Here is a 17449-nt window from a genome sequence, read left to right as displayed (position 1 = left end):
CTGGAAGATGCTTCTTCCATCGCAGCGGGCTTCGCCGGGCACGATTAACTAATGTTGGCCAACACCCGAATCCGGTTTCGACAGCCGGCTCATACTATGCCAATCTACCTGAGTCGGAACGAGACAGGAGAAACGACTCATGTCGCTGCAGACGCATTTGAGCCAACTCGCCCTCAAGCACGAAGCCCTCGAGCGGGAACTTCATTCCGCGATTCAAAGCCCGTCTGAGAACGATCTACGGATCGCAGAATTGAAGCGACGCAAACTTCACCTCAAGGACGAGATCAATCGGCTTCGTGCCGCGACCGACTCGGTGCATTAGAGCCCGTTCCAAGTCATTTCGTAATTTCCAGAACGACGCCGCCGCGCTCCACAGCGCGGCGGCTTTCGTTTGTGGTGATATCGGCCGTGTCGCCTTGGGCGCGGCTTGAGCTACAATCTCCGATCAAGCCGGCATCCTTCGACCGGCCATCCGGGGACGAACCGCCATGGACGCTGCCGCGACACCTCCCGAATCGGCTGAAGCACCGGACGCGTACGGCCCGGTCCATGCCGCCTCCCTCGCCGATCCCGAAGGTTTCTGGCTGAAGGCCGCCGATGCGCTCGACTGGGAGACCGCCCCCTCCCGCGCCTTCGACCCGGAGGCCGGTGCCTATGGACGCTGGTTTCCCGACGCGACGCTGAACGCCTGCCACAACGCCGTCGACCGCCATGTGGCGAAGGGACGGGGCGAGCAGGCGGCGATCCTGTACGATTCCCCCGTCACCGGAACGAAGCGGACGATCAGCTACGCGGCCCTGCGCGACGAAGTGGCGACCCTCGCCGGCATCCTCTCGCTGCTCGGCGTGGAGAAGGGCGACCGGGTCGTCATCTACATGCCGATGATTCCCGAAGCCGTGTTCGGGATGCTGGCCTGCGCACGTCTCGGCGCGGTCCATTCCGTGGTGTTCGGCGGTTTCGCCGCCAACGAACTCGCGATCCGCATCGCCGACGCCGCCCCGAAGGTGGTGCTGGCCGCCTCCTGCGGGATCGAACCGAGCCGGGTCGTGCCCTACAAGCCGCTGCTGGACGCGGCCATCGCGGCCTCGCCGCACAAGCCCGCGGCCTGTCTCATCCTGCAGCGTCCTCAGGCGGAGGCGGGATTGGTGGAGGGACGCGACCGCGACTGGGCCGAGACGGTCTCCCGCGCGAAGGCGGCCGGGATCAGCGCCGATTGCGTCCCCGTCGCGGCGACCGACCCGCTCTACATCCTCTATACCTCGGGCACGACGGGCAAACCCAAAGGCGTGGTGCGGGATACCGGCGGGTATTGCGTGGCGCTCTCCTGGTCGATGCCCAACCTCTACGATGTGAAGCCCGGCGAGGTGTATTTCTGCGCCTCCGATATCGGCTGGGTGGTGGGCCATTCCTACATCGTCTACGCGCCGCTGCTGCATGGCTGCACCACCGTCCTCTACGAAGGCAAGCCGGTGGGGACACCCGATGCGGGGGCGCTCTGGCGGGTCGCGGCGGAATACGGCGTCGCCTGCCTGTTCACGGCACCGACGGCCCTACGAGCGATCAAGAAGGACGACCCGCGCGCCGAACTCGTCGCCTCCTACGACCTGTCCGGCTTCCGCTCCCTGTTCCTCGCCGGCGAGCGGGCCGACCCGGATTCGGTCGCCTGGGCCGAGCGGGCCCTCGACCGGCCGGTGATCGACCATTGGTGGCAGACCGAGACCGGCTGGGCCATCGCCGGCAATCCGGTGGGGATCGGCATGCTGCCGGTGAAGCATGGCAGCGCCTGCGTGCCGATGCCGGGCTACGATCTCGCAGTCCTCGACGAGGCCGGCAAGCCGCTGCCGCCCGACACGATGGGCACGATCGCCCTGCGGCTCCCCCTGCCGCCCGGCTGCCTGCCGACCCTGTGGGGCTCGGACGATCGCTTCCGCCAGAGCTACCTCACCACCTATCCCGGCTGGTACGACACCTCGGATGCCGGGATCGTCGACGCGGACGGCTACGTCACCGTGCTCGGGCGCACCGACGACATCATCAACGTCGCCGGGCACCGGCTCTCCACCGGCGGGATGGAGGCGGTTCTGGCCGCCCATCCCGATGTCGCCGAATGTGCCGTCATCGGCATCCGCGACGCGCTGAAGGGCGAACAGCCCTGCGGCTTCGTGGTGCTGAAATCCGGCGTCTCCCGCGACGCCGCCGAGATCGAGCGCGAACTCGTCGCCTCCATCCGCGAGCGCATCGGCCCCGTGGCGGCGTTCAAGCTCGCGGTCACCGTGGCACGGCTACCCAAGACCCGCTCGGGCAAGATCCTGCGTGGCACCATGAAGAAAATCGCCGACGGCGAAGCCTGGACCACCCCACCCACCATCGACGACGCGGTCGTACTGGACGAGATCGGCGAGAGCTTGAAGGGGAGGGGGATCGGGAGCTGAGCGTTCCCTTGGCTGGACTGATGAAGCTTCAGCGGAACCCGTTCCGGCGCCAGTCGAAGAAGAAGCGCAGCGTCAGGCTCCCAGCGACGAGGGGAGCCGCTGAAGCTGCACGCCCTGCGCTGACAGCTTTTGGATTCACCCATCTGCTCGATGGCTGTTCCTCTCTCAAAGAGATGGTGACGTGAGGCGCGACGGGCTCCCTCTCCTGGAAGGCAGGGCGATCGCATATGCCAATTTGCTTGTCAGAAACCCGCTGCCCCCCCCCCGTCATCCCGGGTCCGCGTAGCGGAGCCCGGGATCCAGAAACACAAGTGGTGCAGGACTTTACACTGTCAGCGGCTCTAGATTCCGGGCTCGCCTGTGGCGACCCGGAATGACGGTGTGGTGTCATATGCGATCACCCTGCCTGGAAGGAGAGGGGACCCGAGCGGCCCGCGAGATGTGGGAGTATCGCAAACGGAGACGCTTTGGGCGTTCGGGAAACGCAGATGTGGCCCGTCCATCCCTGGCGCGGGGGAGACAGGTGCTCCATCTAGGCTGTCAGCCAAAACCGGAGCCCGCACATGACCGCACGCCTGTTCGAGCCTCTGTCTCTCGATGGCCTGACGCTGCCCAACCGCATCATCGTCGCCCCCATGTGCCAGTATTCGGCCCATGCGGGCCAAGCGGGCGATTGGCACCTGATGCATCTGGGGCAGCTCGCCATGTCGGGCGCGGGCCTGCTGACGCTGGAGGCCACCGCGATCTCGCCGGAGGCGCGGATCTCGCCCACCGATCTCGGCCTCTATTCGGACGAGACCGAACTGGCGCTGGGCCGGGTACTCGATGCGGTGCGGCTCCGTGCGCCGATCCCCATCGCGATCCAGATCAACCATGCCGGTCGCAAGGCCTCGAGCCGCGCCCCCTGGGACGGCGGCTCGCAGATCGAGCCGGAGATGCCGGACGGCTGGCGCACGGAGGCGCCGTCAGCCATCGCCCATGGTGAGGGCGAGGTGCCGCCCCACGCCCTCGACGCGGAGGGCCTGAAGCGCATCCGCGACGGGTTCGTGGAGACGGCGAAGCGCGCCCTGCGCATCGGGATCGACGGGTTCGAACTCCACGGCGCCCATGGCTACCTACTGCACCAGTTCCTCTCGCCGCTCTCCAACAGCCGTACGGATGCCTATGGCGGCAGCCTCGCGAACCGGATGCGCTTTCCGCTGGAATGTTTCGAGGCGGTGCGCGAGGTCGTGCCGGCGGGCAAGCCGGTCTGGATGCGGGTCTCGGCCACCGATTGGGTCGAGGGCGGCTGGACGCTCGACGAGACCGTGGAACTGGCCCATGCGCTGAAGCGGCGCGGTTCGGCGGCGATCCACGTCTCCACCGGCGGCCTCTCCACGCGCCAGGAGATCCCGCTCTCGCCCGGCTATCAGGTTCCCTTCGCCGAGCGGGTAAAGGCCGAGACCGGGCTCACCACCATCGCGGTCGGCCTCATCACCGAGGCGGCCCATGCGGAATCGATCCTGGCCGAGGGCAAGGCCGATGCGGTCTCGCTCGCCCGCGCCATGCTGTACGATCCGCGCTGGCCGTGGCATGCGGCGGCCGAGCTCGGCGCCCAGGTGAGTGCGCCCAAGCAGTACTGGCGCTGCCAGCCGCGCCAGTTCAAGACCCTGTTCCGCGATACCCAGTTCGGGCAACGCTGACCCGATTTCAGGCAAAGACCATGGACGACGACATCACGACGATCACGGTGCAGCGCGTCCGCTACGACGAGGAGAACGGCATCAGCCTGATCTCCGGCGCGGACGACGAAGAGGAGCCGGCCGGCTACTTCATCATCCAGATCGAGAAGGGCGACCCGGACGGGCCGCTCATCGAGATTTTCGGAGAGGATCTCACCCAGTCCGACGGGGTGACGGCCTTGGAGATCGGCGTACGCCACCTGCTCTTCAGCTTCGAGCCAACGAGCCTCATCGGCGCGGAGATGCCGATGGTGCGGATCGAATCGATGACGGAGATCGCCGAACTCGCCAAGGCGCGGCTCAGGGTCGCCTTCGGCAAGCGGACGCGGCTGGCCTGATCCGGCCGCCCTATTTCGCCACCGCCCCCACCAGCGGCCCCAGCGGCCGGCTGATGTCGGAGCGGTTGATGCCCGGCGCGTAGAGGCTGGACACGCTGCCGTCGAGGAACAGCGCGTTGGCGCAGCCGAGCGTGTCCTTGAACAGGCGGGCGAAGGAACCGAAGGTCACGGGGCGCTCCGAGATGGCGAAGATCGCCGTGCGGCCGTCGTCGCGGACGCCGACGCCGTTGCGGATCTTCTGGCTCGGCCCGTCGTTGGAGATCTTCGGGTGGATCTTGCCGTCGATCACCAGCATCGGTCCCGATTGGGTGGCGAAATCCGGCTTGATCTTCTGGCGCAGGTAGCGGGCCGTCTCGGCGACGCCAGCGCGCTCGCCCTTCACGTAGAAGATACCATTGGGCTTGAGGTGAAAGTTGCCCGGCCCGTTGGCGGTGGAGACGCCCTTCATCTCGCGGCCCTCCTCCACATAGAGGCCGACCGGCGCCTGGCCCTTGTCGTACATGCCGCCATTCATGGCGAAGCTGAGCTTCGGCCCGATCTTTTCGCCCAGCGTCGACAGCGACGAATAGGGCAGGCCGTCGGCGCCGAGCCAGAACACCCGGACCCGCTCGCGGCGCAGATCCACCGTACAGATCGTGAAGGTCTCGCCCTCGGACTGCACCGCCTTGCACGGAGAGGCTGTGGCGGGCGCGGCCCGCGCAGGTAGGGGAGCGAGTCCGGCCACGCCCCCAAGAAGCATGGCCCCGGCAAAGGCTCGGGCAACAGCACGGGCAAGGTTGGGTCGCGTTGACGTCATCGGTGAATCCCGGGGCGAACGAACCGTCCGTCGTCCCATGCGGACGGCGTGGCGCGGGGTGTCCTCGCCCGAAACCGGAGGCGTTTTCAAGGCGTGACGGTCGCCCGTCTCACCGAGCTGTGATCGGCACGGCCGGTGCGGGACAAAATGCGCCATGAACCCTTTGCGGAGCCGGGGCGTTCTGCAACCACTGGGGACAAGAACCTGTCTTTGGAGACAAGACGATGAAACGCATTGTTCTGGCAGCGACCGCGATGGTCGGCGCTCTGGCGATGATCCCGGCGACGGCGGAAGCCCGTGGCTGGGGCGGCCATGGTGGCGGATTCGGCCATGGTGGCGGGTTTGGCCATGGTGGCTTCGGACGCGGTGGATTCGCCCATGGCGGCTTCGGCCGCGGGGGCTTCGGTCACGGTGGCTTCGGCGGCTATCGCGGCGGCTTCCGGAGCGCAGGCTTCGGCTATCGCGGCGGCTGGGGTGGGCATCGCGGCTACGGCTGGCGCGGCGGTTACGGCCGTGGCTACGGCTACGGCCTCGGCGGTCTCGGCCTCGGTGTCGGCCTCGGCCTCGCCGCTGGCGGACTCTATGGCGGCTACGGTGGCTATGGCGGATACCCGGCCTACGGGTATGGTTACGCCCCGGCCGCTTATGGCGGATACGGCGGTTACGGTGGCGAATGCTACACCGTCCCGCGTACCCGCTGGACTCCCTACGGACCTCGCCGGGTCCTGGTCGAGCGCTGCTACTGAGCCGGTCTCGTTCGAGAAGACTTCAATGGGAAAGGGACCGCCTCGGCGGTCCCTTTTTCGTTGCCCCCTCGGCCAACCCATGCGCTATCGCCGGCCTCGCTCGTCCTTGCGCATCGGCATGGCATCAATAGTGGAAAACAGGCGGGGGGCCGGGATCGGGGCGGCTTCGACGAGCTTCGCATCGCCGTCCTTGCCCACCAGCACGACACGGAAGTCCCGCTCCCCAATCCCGAAGCGGTTGCGGATGCTTTTGGCCTCGGCGCCTGTCCCGATCGCCTCCACCACGACGAGGTCGCGCTCCGCGTAATCCGCCCGTCGCGCCCGCGCCTCGCGTCTCTGCGCCTCGATTCGCGGATCTTCACCGTCTGGAGCGACGATGACCAGAACGCGTGAAGTCCAGCGATGGGCGGCGAGGGGATCTTCGGCGAGTGCCTGCGACGCAAGGCCGGACATGGCAGCGATACTGGCGAGGAGAAGCGGGCGGGCCATCCGGGTATACCGATCGAGGTGACGGGCATGTGCCCATGGGCGTCAACGCCGCTCGGCGCGGGCGGTGCCCCGGCCCTGCGACGGGAACACCCCGAGCCAGATCGGCCTTGTCGGGTTGTCCCTCGATTCCCGCACGCCCGTTCAGCGGATTCGTCATCACAACCGGAGCGTCAGATCATGGTCGCCGTGAACCGCAGCATCGTCCTCGCCTCCCGTCCGCACGGAGAGCCGACCGCCGCGCATTTCCGGCTCGAGGAGAGCCGCACACCGACGCCGGGGGAGGGGGAAGTGCTGCTCCGCAACCGCCTCCTCTCCCTCGATCCCTACATGCGCGGACGGATGAGCGCGGCGAAATCCTATGCCGAGCCTGTCGCCATCGGCGCGCCCATGGTCGGGGCCACCGTATCGGAGGTGGTGGTTTCGCGGCATCCGGATTTCCACGAGGGCGACGTGGTGACCGCCTTCGGGGGCTGGCAGGATTTCGCGGTAACCAAGGGACAGGGGCTGCGCAAGCTCGATCCAGAAGCGGCGCCGGTCAGCACGGCGCTCGGCGTCCTCGGGATGCCGGGCATGACCGCCTATACCGGCCTCCTCACCATCGGGCAGCCGAAGGCGGGCGAGACCGTCGTGGTCGCCGCCGCTGCCGGGCCGGTAGGCTCCCTCGTCGGCCAGATCGCCAAGCTGAAGGGCGCGCGCGCCGTCGGCATCGCGGGCGGTCCTGAGAAATGCGCCTACCTCACCGACGTGCTCGGCTTCGACGCGGCGGTCGATCACCGCACCGACGACCTGCCCGGCGCGCTTGCCGCCGCTTGTCCCGACGGGATCGACGTGTATTTCGAGAATGTCGGCGGCGCGGTGTTCGACGCCGTGCTGCCGCTCCTCAACGACTTCGCCCGCATCCCGGTCTGCGGCCTCGTCTCGGGCTACAACCTCACCGAATTGCCTTCGGGGCCGGACCGCAGCCCCGTCATCATGCGCGCCATCCTGACCAAGCGCCTGACCCTGCGCGGCTTCATCGTGTGGGATTTCGCCGACCAGGAGGAGGAGTTCCTGAGTGAGGTCGGAACCTGGCTGAGAGAAGGGCGCATCCAGCATCGGGAAGACATCGTCGAAGGACTGGAGGCGGCGCCGGAGGCCTTCATCGGACTGCTGAAAGGCCGGAATTTTGGCAAGATGCTGGTGCGGATCGCGTGACCAGCAGGTGCGCGATCCTTGCGCGCCAAAACGAACAAAGATAGAACATCGACCTGTGATCGGTGGGGACAAATTCGCCCTCCCGATTGCGGGCCGCCTGTCCGACGTTCATGAAGGGCGAACGGGACGGACGGCGCGTGAGGCCCTTCCGTCAGTGAGATCGATCGAGAGGAGAGCGGCATGGCCGGCAGCGTCAACAAGGTGATTTTGGTGGGCAATCTCGGGCGCGACCCCGAGACCCGGCGCCTCGCCTCCGGCGATCCCGTGGTCAACCTGCGCATCGCCACGTCCGAATCCTGGAAGGACAAGGCCTCGGGCGAGCGCAAGGAGAAGACCGAGTGGCACTCGGTGGTGATCTACAACGAGAACCTCGCCCGCGTGGCCGAGCAGTACCTGCGCAAGGGCTCGAAGGTCTATATCGAGGGCCAGCTCCAGACCCGGAAATGGGCGGACCAGTCCGGCGTCGAGAAATACACCACCGAGGTGGTGCTCCAGCGCTTCCGCGGTGAACTCACGCTCCTCGACGGTCGTAGCGGCGGCGGAGAAATGGGCGCCGACGACGAGGGCGGCGGCCAGATCAGCCGTGGCGGCGATTACGGCGGCGGCCGTGGCGGGGATCGCGGGGGAGACCGGGGTGGCGATCGCGGCGGGGAATACGGCGGCGGCCGTTCCTCGGGCGGCGAGCGTCGGCCGGCGGCGAGCACCTCGAAGCCCAATTACGACCTCGACGACGATATCCCGTTCTAGGGATCTGCCGTTCCCGTCAACGGCATCCGACGGACGGGAAGCTAGGCGTATCGGCCTCCACCCGGCCCGCTCACGGCGAAGATAGTCACATATCTCGCGGGCAGCGCGGGTCCCCTCTCTTGGAAGGAGAGGGACAGGGTGAGGTGTGTGACCTTTCCGGAGATGGACCACACCTCACCCCAGCCCTCTCCTTCCAGGAGAGGGAGTGCTGTCGCGCCTCATATCGACCGCTCGTGAACCGGGGAACAGACGTCGAGCAGCTCGATAAATTCAAAAGACGCTCACTGGAGCGGACGGACGGGCGCCCCGATAGCGAACAGGCATCAGGCGTCGGGTTGCGACGGCCCGAGCCGCACCATCGCCGATGCGACCTCCAGCAGGGTTTCCCCGGTCAGATCCGGTGCCTCGAGGTCCGGTGAGTACGGCACGCCACGAGCGACATAGCCAGTCATGAGGCCGGCGATCCTGGCGCCGTGGAGGTCCCAAGGGTGGGTCGCGATCATCGCCATCTCGCTCGGGGCGAGGGCGGCGGCCCGCGCGGCATGGCGGTAGAACTCGGGGCGCGGCTTCGAGAGCTTCACCTCTTCGATGGAGAAAACCCGCTCGACGAGCCCCTCCATGCCGGCCGCAGCGAGCAATCCCCTCGTGGTCGCGGCTGCGCCGTTGCTCAGTGCGAAGACCCGGATGCCGGCATCGGCCAGAACCTCGAATGCCGCCTTGGCGTCCTCGTGCGGCGGAAGGGCCTTCATCATGCCGAGCAAAGCCGTCTTGTCCTCCGGCGAGGCGGAGAGGCCATGCATGGCGAGCACCTCGTCCAGGCACCCCGACAGCACGGACTGGAACGGCGCAAAGGTGCCTGTCGCCGCCAGGGCGAACATGTCCCGCAGGCCGGCGGTGTAGAGGAAGTCCAGGGCGAGGGGCGGCAAGCCCATCGCCACCAGGGCGGGCCGCATCGGCTCCATGCTGAACACGGTGCCGATGATATCGAAAGCGACGGCTTTCGGGCGAACGAGCATGACTTTGCCCCTGTCGATGGATGCGGCGGGATCGATGGCGTCGGGTAACCGGCCCAGCGGTCTGTGAGTTCACACGAACCGTGCCTTCGTGCTTCCATGGGCACGATCGAGCAGGGGAGGCGAATCGATGCGCGTCATGGTTCTGGTCAAGGCGACCACAGACAGCGAGGCGGGGATCATGCCCTCCCTCGACCTGCTCACCGCCATGGGCGAGTTCAACATGGAACTCGCCAAGGCGGGCATCCTCCTCGCCGGCGAGGGCCTGCACCCCTCCGCCAAGGGCAAGCGGGTCGCCTTCGATGGTGCCTCCCGCACCGTCAGCGACGGCCCCTTCGCCGCGACCGGGGAACTGGTCGCCGGCTTCTGGCTCTGGCAGGTGAAGGACATGGAGGAAGCGCTCGACTGGGTGAAGCGCTGTCCCAACCCGATGCCCGGCCCGAGCGAGATCGAGATCCGGCCGCTCTACGAGATGTCCGATTTCGCGGGCGCTGCGGCGGGGTGAGGAGCACGAGGCTCCGACCCCACCATTGCAGGCCGTCTCGCGACACTCCGACCTGGGCCCCGGATCGGGTTCGGCCGCGCCTCAACCCATTCGGGGAAGAGGCCGGGAAACAACCGGCGCTCATGCGCTGAAATCGGCGTCGCAAGCGCTTGCGACGCATGGGGTTTGTCGATGTCGTCGCGACATGTCCGGCGGTGGCGCAGCGGCACCGGATGGCGTATGAAGGACGTCCGAGCCAGGACGTGACGCGGCCGGCCTTTTCGAGGCCACGCGGAACGCCCCGCCCCCCACTTTCCGTAGCGCCCGTCGCTCCACGCGGACCCGGCCCGCCGGGACCGTCACAGGCAGAGATCGAAGACCTTGGCAGAGAAAGACGATACCGGCGCCGGCGCGACGCCGCCCGCCTCGGACATCAAGCCCGTTTCCATCACCGACGAGATGCGCCGCTCCTATCTCGATTACGCCATGAGCGTGATCGTGAGCCGGGCGCTGCCCGATGCGCGGGACGGCCTGAAGCCGGTGCACCGGCGCATCCTCTACTCGGCCTATGAGAGCGGGCACCTGCCCGAGCGGAAATACGTCAAGTCGGCCCGCATCGTCGGCGACGTGATCGGTCTCTACCATCCGCATGGCGACCAATCGATCTACGACGCCTTGGTCCGCATGGCCCAGGACTTCTCGATGCGGCTCATGCTCATCGACGGGCAGGGCAATTTCGGCTCCGTGGACGGCGATCCGCCGGCGGCCATGCGCTACACCGAGTCGCGTCTGGCCAAGCCCGCCAACGCGTTGCTCGCCGATATCGACAAGAACACCGTCGACTTCCAGCCGAACTACGACGAGTCGCGCGAGGAGCCGAAGGTTCTGCCCGCGCGCTTCCCCAACCTCCTCGTCAACGGAGCGGGCGGCATCGCGGTGGGCATGGCCACCAACATCCCGCCGCACAATCTCGGCGAGCTCATCGACGCCTGCATCGCCCTCATCGACGAGCCGGGCCTGACGATCGAGCAGCTGACCGAATACGTCCCCGGCCCCGACTTCCCCACCGGCGGCTCGATCCTCGGCCGCGCCGGCGTGCGGCAGGCCTACGCCACGGGCCGCGGCTCGGTCATCATGCGGGCGAAGTCCCATGTGGAAGAGCTTCGCAAGGAGCGCGAGGCGCTGATCTTCACCGAGATCCCGTATCAGGTGAACAAGGCGACTCTCATGGAGAAGATCGCCGAGCTGGTGAAGGAGAAGCGGGTCGAGGGCATCTCCGACCTGCGCGACGAATCCGACCGCGACGGTATGCGCATCGTCATCGAGATCAAGCGCGATTCGATGGCCGACGTGGTGCTGAACCAGCTCTACCGCTTCACGCCGCTGCAATCCTCGTTCGGCTGCAACATGGTGGCGCTGAATGGCGGCCGCCCCGAATTGATGAACCTGAAGGACCTGCTCACGGCCTTCGTCGATTTTCGCGAAGAAGTCGTGTCCCGTAGGACCAAGTTCCTGCTCGGCAAGGCCCGCGAGCGCGCCCACGTGTTGTGCGGCCTCGCCATCGCGGTGGCCAATATCGACGAGGTCATCCGCCTCATCCGCACCTCGCCCGATCCGAACACCGCCCGCGAGGCGCTGATGGGCCGTCATTGGCCGGCCCTCGACATCGCGCCGCTCATCGCCCTGGTGGACGACCCGCGCCACCGCGTGGACGAGAACGGCAATTACCGCCTCTCGGAGATCCAGGCCCGCGCCATCCTCGACCTGCGCCTGCAGCGCCTCACGGCCCTCGGCCGCGACGAGATCGGCGACGAACTCCAGAAGCTCGCCGACGAGATCGCCGACTACCTCGACATCCTGCGCTCGCGCCTGCGCATCATGACGATCGTCAAGGACGAGCTGCGCGAAGTCCGCGAAGCCTACGCGACACCGCGCAAGACCATGATCCTCGACTGGGATTCGAACGTCGAGGACGAGGACCTGATCCAGCGCGAGGACATGGTCGTCACCGTGTCCCATGCCGGCTACGTCAAGCGCGTGCCGCTCTCGACCTACCGGGCCCAGCGCAGGGGCGGCAAGGGCCGCTCGGGCATGTCCACCCGCGACGAGGATTTCGTCACCCGCCTGTTCGTGGCCAGCACCCATACGCCGGTCCTGTTCTTCTCGAACCAGGGGCAGGTCTACAAGGAGAAGGTCTGGCGCCTGCCGATGGCCGCCCCCAACGCGCGCGGCAAGGCGCTGGTCAACATCCTCGCCATGGATGCGGGCACGGAGCGCATCACCACGATCATGCCGCTGCCCGAGGACGAAGCCTCCTGGGAGACGCTCGACGTCATGTTCGCCACCGCCAGCGGCGGCGTGAGGCGCAACAAGCTTTCGGACTTCGTGCAGGTGAACCGCGCCGGCAAGATCGCCATGAAGCTCGATGAGGGCGACCACATCGTTCACGTGGAGATCTGCCGCGCCGACCAGAACGTCCTGCTCACCACGCAAGCCGGCCAGTGCATCCGCTTCCCGGTGGAGGATGTCCGCGTCTTCAAGGGCCGCGATTCCACCGGCGTGCGCGGCATCAGCCTGGCGCAGGACGACCGCGTCATCTCGATGACGATCCTCAACAGCTTCGATGCGACGCCCGAGGAGCGGGGCGCCTTCCTGAAGATGCAGCGGGCCGTGATCGGCGACACCGAGGGCGGCGATGCCGATTCCGAGGACATCGCCACCGATGCGCCGCTTCTCTCCCAGGAGCGCTACGCCGAAATGGGCGCGGCCCAGCAATTCGTGCTCACCCTCTCCGAGCGCGGCTTTGGCAAGCGCAGCTCGTCCTTCGAGTATCGAATCTCGGGTCGCGGCGGCAAAGGCATCACCGCCATGCGGGTCAACCCGCGCAACGGCAACCTCGTCGCCTCCTTCCCGGTCCAGCCCTCCGACCAGATCATGCTGGTGACCAATGCCGGACAACTCATCCGTGTGCCGGTGGACGATATCCGTATCGTCGGCCGCGCCTCGCAGGGTGTCACGGTGTTCAACACCGAGAAGACCGAGCGCGTGGTCTCCGTCGAGCATATCGAAGGTGAAGGCGAAGGTGAGGACGATGCCGGAGAGGTGACGGCAATCGATCCCGCAGGCGACGCCACCTGAAGACGGCCCTGTTCAGGCCGGTCTGGAATCGTTCGAGACCAGTCTGAACATTGTCGCGGGGAATGCCGGTCGAGTCGCAAGACTTGGCCGGCATTCTCGTTTCGGTCACTGATCTTCGGTGTTGCAGCCAAGTCATATCCGGCGCCGCGATGCATCGATAAGTTCAGCTTCAGAGAGATATCGCTCCACGATCCGCGCCGGACCGAACGAGACGTTCGGCGCAGCGTGGAGTTGCGAAAAGGCTCTGACGTTCCGGCACTTCGCTTGGCGAATCCATAAGCCGGACGTCGTCGACCAGACTTCGAAGACCGAAACTTCGGGCGGGCGCTCCATCGGGGCATCCGCCCTTTTTCGTGCGCCGGTCCATTACGGGGAGGATTCGCCATCGGGCCGGGCTGGTCGCGGGCGGTTCCGTTTCGAGGCGAAATGCTCTACGCCCACCGGTGATGATCCGCACCGCGCTCTACGCTGGCTCTTTCGATCCGGTCACGAACGGACACCTCGACGTCATCCGTCAGGCATGCCGGCTCGTGCAGCACCTGGTGATCGCCATCGGCGTGCATCCGGGCAAGGCCCCCATGTTCTCGCCCGAGGAACGCGCGGATCTGCTGCGGGCGACCTGCGCCCCCCTGGCGGAGGCCGAAGGCGCCAGCCTCGACATCGTCACCTTCGACGATCTGGCGGTGTCGGCCGCACGGCGCTCGGGCGCCAGCATCTTCATCCGCGGCCTGCGCGACGGCACGGATCTCGACTACGAGATGCAACTCGCCGGCATGAACGGCGCCATGGCGCCGGAGGTGCAGACCGTGTTCCTGCCCGCCTCCACCGGCGTTCGGCCGATCACCGCCACCCTGGTGCGCCAGATCGCGGCCATGGGCGGCGATGTCTCGCCCTTCGTTCCTCCCCTCGTGGCGGAACGGCTCGCCGCGCGCTTCACGCAAGCCTGATCCCTTCCATCCCCCTCTTTCAACGGACCGGAGACCGCCCCCTCATGACTCATCGGACCCTCCATCGGCGGACCGCCTTCCTGTCCCTGGCCCTCGCCGCCATGATCGGGTTCGCGCCCGTGGCACGGGCCGCCGACGACAACACGGTCTATCTCGACACCAAGGATGGCCGCGTCACCATCGAGCTGCGCCCCGATCTCGCGCCGCAGCACGTGGCCCAGCTCAAGACCCTCATCAAGAAGGGCTTCTATGACGGGCTGAAGTTCCATCGCGTCATGGACGGGTTCATGGCCCAGACCGGCGACCCGAAGGGCAACGGCACCGGCGGTTCGTCCCTGCCGAACATCCCCGCCGAATTCTCGCAATCGCCGTTCCGGCGCGGCACGCTCGGCATGGCCCGCTCGTCGGATCCGAACTCGGCGAACTCGCAGTTCTTCATCTGCCTCGGCGATGCACCGTTCCTGAACGGGCAGTACACCGTTATCGGGCTCGTCTCCTCGGGCATGGAGGTCGTCGACAAGATCAAGAAGGCCGCCGCGGGCGCTCCGGGCGGCGCAGTCCAAAACCCCGACAAGATCGTGAAGATGCAGATGGCCCAAGGCGCGAAATGAGCGGAGGCGCGACAGTGAGGCGCCCGACGCGCCTCGCCGTCGTCGCGTCGGCGGTCGCCATCCCGTTCGCGGCGGCTTTTGCAGGAGCCGCCCTGGCAGCGTCCGGCCTGCCCCTGGCGCTGCCCGAGTCTCTGCGCTCCACCGTGCAGGTGCCGGAGGGTGGCATCGCCGTGAATCCGGCCGACACGCTGAAGGATCTGTATCCGAGGCTGGCTGCCTGCTGGGAGATACCGCAGGGCCTCGCCGGCTTCCCGCGTACCGAGATCACCGCCCGTTTCGCGCTCCGCCGCGACGGGTCCGTCATCGGCGAGCCTCGCATCACCTTCTCGATGCAGAATGCCGATCAGCGCGGCAGGGATATCCTGACCCGCTCGACCCTCGACGCGATCCGGCGCTGCACGCCGGTCGCGATCACGCCGGCGCTCGGCGCCGCCATCGCGGGGCGCCCGATCGCCCTGCGATTCATCTACCAAGGTCCCCAGGGACAAGGAGTCTGACCCCATGGCCGATACCGAAACCCTCATCCTCGAAACCACCAAGGGCCGCGTCGTCATCGGGCTGCGCCCGGATCTCGCCCCCAACCATGTCGAGCGTCTCAAGACGCTGGCGGGACAGGGATTCTACGACGGCGTGCCGTTCCACCGCGTCATCGACGGGTTCATGGCCCAGACCGGCGACCCGACGGGCACCGGCTCGGGCGGTTCCGACCTGCCGGACCTGAAGGCCGAGTTCAACGACGAGCCGCATGTGCGCGGCACTTGCTCCATGGCCCGCACCAACTTCCCGCATTCGGCCAATTCGCAGTTCTTCCTCTGCTTCGGCGATGCCCGCTTCCTCGACAAGCAGTACACGGTCTGGGGCAAGGTGACCGAAGGCATGGACGTGGTGGACAGCCTCAACAAGGGCGAGCCGCCCCGCTCGCCGGACAAGATCGTCAAGGCCACGGTCGGCACCGCCTGAACCGGTCGATCCGTCGATGAAAAGGGCGTCCGCACGTGACCCGCGCGGACGCCCTTTCTCGTTTGTGAGGCCCAGCTCCGCGCGTTACATGAAAACGGCGATTTTCCTGTAACGCGGGTACGAGCCATGCCGTCCATCGATGCCGCCGCGCAGACGGTCTTCGCCGATCTCAATCAGCGCTGCGCCGATGCGGAGTTCGACCGCGACTTTCCCGAGAACGGCAAGTTCATCAGGCGCACCATCAAGGCACGCGAATACTGGTACTATCAGGGCTACGATGCCGCCACCGGCACGAAGTCCAACCGCTATGTCGGCACCGTAGCGGATTCCGAGACCACGCGGCGGGTCGAGGCCCATGACCGCCAGCGGGTCGATTACCGCACCCGTATCGACGCGGTTCGCATGTTGCGGAGCGCCGGGTTTCCGACCGCGGACGCCCTGACGGGCCGGGTCGTCGAACGTCTGGCACAGGCAGGCTTCTTTCGGCTGCGTGGGGTCCTGGTGGGCACGGTGGCGTTCCAGACCTATCCGGGCCTCGTCGGGGAGCGCCCGATGAGAGCGCTCAGGACCGGCGACATCGATCTCGCACAGGATTACGGCATCTCGGTCGCGATCGGAGAGAGCATGCCTCCCGTTCACGAGGAACTTCAGGCCGTAGATGCGAGCTTCCGTCCGGTGCCGAACCTGTCGCGGCCGGACTACACGAGCGCTTTCGCGAACGCCGATGGGTTTCGGGTGGAGTTTCTCGTGTCGAACCGTGGCTCGGACGATCTGACCGGCGCGCTCGTCCCGATGCCGGCCCTCGGCGGTGTCAGCGCCCAGCCGCTTCGCTATCTCGATTTCCTCATCAGAGACCCGGTCCGCTCGACGCTGCTCCATGCCGGCGGGATCTCCGTCACGGTGCCTGCTCCAGAGCGCTACGCCGTTCACAAACTCATCGTGGCGAACGAGCGGACCGAGCGTGAGAAACAAGCGAAGGACCTAACTCAGGCAGGCTTCCTGATCGCGGCCCTGGCCAGGAACCAGCCCGTTGCCCTGGCAGCCTCCTGGGTCGAGGCGTGGAACCGAGGTCCCTCCTGGCGCCGTCACCTAGAAACAGGCGTCGCACGCCTCGACGAGACCGGGCGCATCGCCATCACGCAAGCCGTCTGCGCGCATGGCGGAATGCTGGGCTACGAGCCGACGCAGGTCGGGTTTCCCGCATCTTCTCTGTAGCGGTCACCGATCGGCCTGACGAACCAGCGTTTCCGCCAGCGCCAGATCCTCCGGCGTGTTGATGTTCAGGAATGGGTCGAGCGGTTCCGCCGGCCAGTCGACGGCCAGGGCATTGTGGCGGCGGAGGAACGCGCGGACGCGCCGCTCGCCGCGTTCCACCAGGGCCGTCCGAAGATCCTCGCGCAGGGACACGGCCCAGAGCGCCACGGTGAAATGCTCCCGCCCGGCCGATGAGGCCATGGCGATGGAGGAGCCGGACAGCCCGGTCCGGAGGCGGTCCACCAAGTCGAGGGGCAGGAACGGCGCATCGCCCGTGACGCTGGCGACATGGGTAGCGGAGGGGTGGCGCGCGGCCGCGTGGTCGAGGGCGGCGAGGATTCCCGCGAGCGGCCCTGGATGGTCGGGCACCCCGTCCGGCACGACCGGGCCGGGGAATTCCGCGAACCGGGCCGGGTCACCATTGGCGTTGAGGACGATGCCGAGACCGCATTGCGGCGCGAACCGCTCAACCACCCGGTCGAGCAGGCTGCGGCCCGCCAGAATTCTCAGCGGCTTGTCGCCGCCGCCCATCCGGCGGGACAGACCGCCGGCCAGGATCACGCCGAGCACGGGCTCCAT

The 17449-nt window shown here is 67.2% G+C and carries 18 protein-coding genes; 14 read left to right on the top strand and 4 right to left on the bottom strand.

The features are described from left to right. Nucleotides 1–139: 139 nt before the first annotated feature. The 4 genes from ASF32_RS21980 (at nucleotide 140) to ASF32_RS21965 (ending at nucleotide 4491) form a co-directional block, all read left to right on the top strand. Nucleotides 140–322, top strand: coding sequence for a DUF465 domain-containing protein (locus ASF32_RS21980; protein WP_056433631.1), 183 nt, complete (start codon nucleotides 140–142; stop codon nucleotides 320–322). Between the two features lie 166 nt (nucleotides 323–488). Next, a complete protein-coding gene (locus ASF32_RS21975) occupies nucleotides 489–2432 on the top strand; it encodes a propionyl-CoA synthetase (protein ID WP_056433627.1) in 1944 nt (647 codons plus the stop codon). Between the two features lie 563 nt (nucleotides 2433–2995). Beyond that, the gene (locus ASF32_RS21970; RefSeq protein WP_056433624.1) at nucleotides 2996–4114 is read left to right on the top strand and encodes an NADH:flavin oxidoreductase/NADH oxidase; all 1119 of its coding nucleotides are present in this window, start codon (nucleotides 2996–2998) and stop codon (nucleotides 4112–4114) included. Nucleotides 4115–4134: 20 nt separating this feature from the next. Further along, nucleotides 4135–4491 (top strand): hypothetical protein, encoded by a 357-nt coding sequence (locus ASF32_RS21965; RefSeq protein ID WP_056433621.1) that lies wholly within the window; start codon nucleotides 4135–4137, stop codon nucleotides 4489–4491. Between the two features lie 10 nt (nucleotides 4492–4501). On the opposite strand, the gene ASF32_RS21960 is transcribed toward ASF32_RS21965, so the two are convergent. After that, nucleotides 4502–5230, bottom strand: a complete 729-nt coding sequence (locus ASF32_RS21960; RefSeq protein WP_200919225.1) for a phosphodiester glycosidase family protein — start codon at nucleotides 5228–5230, stop codon at nucleotides 4502–4504. A 281-nt stretch (nucleotides 5231–5511) separates the two neighbouring features. On the opposite strand from ASF32_RS21960, the gene ASF32_RS21955 reads away from it, so the two are divergent. After that, nucleotides 5512–6033 carry a hypothetical protein gene (locus ASF32_RS21955; protein WP_056433616.1) on the top strand — a complete coding sequence of 174 codons (522 nt, stop codon included), beginning with the start codon at nucleotides 5512–5514 and terminating at the stop codon, nucleotides 6031–6033. 84 nt (nucleotides 6034–6117) lie between these two features. Here ASF32_RS21955 and ASF32_RS21950 read toward each other — a convergent pair whose 3' ends face one another. After that, complete coding sequence (locus ASF32_RS21950) at nucleotides 6118–6522, bottom strand: DUF4174 domain-containing protein (protein ID WP_056433613.1); 405 nt, start codon at nucleotides 6520–6522, stop codon at nucleotides 6118–6120. Between the two features lie 177 nt (nucleotides 6523–6699). Here ASF32_RS21950 and ASF32_RS21945 point away from each other — a divergent pair, with 177 nt between their 5' ends. Further along, entirely contained in the window at nucleotides 6700–7716 is a 1017-nt protein-coding gene (locus tag ASF32_RS21945; protein ID WP_056433610.1) for an NADP-dependent oxidoreductase, read from the top strand. A gap of 180 nt (nucleotides 7717–7896) precedes the next feature. After that, a complete protein-coding gene (gene ssb / locus ASF32_RS21940) occupies nucleotides 7897–8463 on the top strand; it encodes a single-stranded DNA-binding protein (protein ID WP_056433608.1) in 567 nt (188 codons plus the stop codon). Between the two features lie 323 nt (nucleotides 8464–8786). On the opposite strand, the gene ASF32_RS21935 is transcribed toward ssb, so the two are convergent. Next, nucleotides 8787–9479 carry an HAD-IA family hydrolase gene (locus tag ASF32_RS21935; RefSeq protein ID WP_056433605.1) on the bottom strand — a complete coding sequence of 231 codons (693 nt, stop codon included), beginning with the start codon at nucleotides 9477–9479 and terminating at the stop codon, nucleotides 8787–8789. Between the two features lie 127 nt (nucleotides 9480–9606). Between ASF32_RS21935 and ASF32_RS21930 the strand changes: the two genes are divergently transcribed. The 7 genes from ASF32_RS21930 (at nucleotide 9607) to ASF32_RS21900 (ending at nucleotide 16831) form a co-directional block, all read left to right on the top strand. Next, nucleotides 9607–9981 (top strand): YciI family protein, encoded by a 375-nt coding sequence (locus ASF32_RS21930; protein ID WP_056433603.1) that lies wholly within the window; start codon nucleotides 9607–9609, stop codon nucleotides 9979–9981. 360 nt (nucleotides 9982–10341) lie between these two features. Continuing rightward, nucleotides 10342–13098, top strand: coding sequence for a DNA gyrase subunit A (gene gyrA, locus ASF32_RS21925; protein WP_056433600.1), 2757 nt, complete (start codon nucleotides 10342–10344; stop codon nucleotides 13096–13098). Between the two features lie 446 nt (nucleotides 13099–13544). Beyond that, nucleotides 13545–14045, top strand: coding sequence for a pantetheine-phosphate adenylyltransferase (gene coaD, locus ASF32_RS21920; RefSeq protein WP_056433597.1), 501 nt, complete (start codon nucleotides 13545–13547; stop codon nucleotides 14043–14045). 44 nt (nucleotides 14046–14089) lie between these two features. Further along, complete coding sequence (locus ASF32_RS21915; RefSeq protein ID WP_018043011.1) at nucleotides 14090–14656, top strand: peptidylprolyl isomerase; 567 nt, start codon at nucleotides 14090–14092, stop codon at nucleotides 14654–14656. Further along, nucleotides 14653–15153, top strand: coding sequence for a hypothetical protein (locus tag ASF32_RS21910; RefSeq protein ID WP_200919222.1), 501 nt, complete (start codon nucleotides 14653–14655; stop codon nucleotides 15151–15153). Before ASF32_RS21915 ends, ASF32_RS21910 begins: the two co-directional genes overlap by 4 nt. A 4-nt stretch (nucleotides 15154–15157) precedes the next feature. Beyond that, on the top strand, nucleotides 15158–15616 hold the full coding sequence (locus tag ASF32_RS21905; RefSeq protein WP_018043013.1) for a peptidylprolyl isomerase: 459 nt from the start codon (nucleotides 15158–15160) through the stop codon (nucleotides 15614–15616). A 126-nt stretch (nucleotides 15617–15742) separates the two neighbouring features. Further along, the gene (locus tag ASF32_RS21900; RefSeq protein WP_056433594.1) at nucleotides 15743–16831 is read left to right on the top strand and encodes a GSU2403 family nucleotidyltransferase fold protein; all 1089 of its coding nucleotides are present in this window, start codon (nucleotides 15743–15745) and stop codon (nucleotides 16829–16831) included. A 3-nt stretch (nucleotides 16832–16834) separates the two neighbouring features. On the opposite strand, the gene mobA is transcribed toward ASF32_RS21900, so the two are convergent. Next, nucleotides 16835–17449, bottom strand: a complete 615-nt coding sequence (gene mobA / locus ASF32_RS21895; RefSeq protein ID WP_056433591.1) for a molybdenum cofactor guanylyltransferase MobA — start codon at nucleotides 17447–17449, stop codon at nucleotides 16835–16837.

The sequence above is a fragment of the Methylobacterium sp. Leaf91 genome (assembly GCF_001422815.1).
Lineage (GTDB): Bacteria > Pseudomonadota > Alphaproteobacteria > Rhizobiales > Beijerinckiaceae > Methylobacterium.
This window is presented reverse-complemented; position numbering and strand designations above follow the sequence as displayed.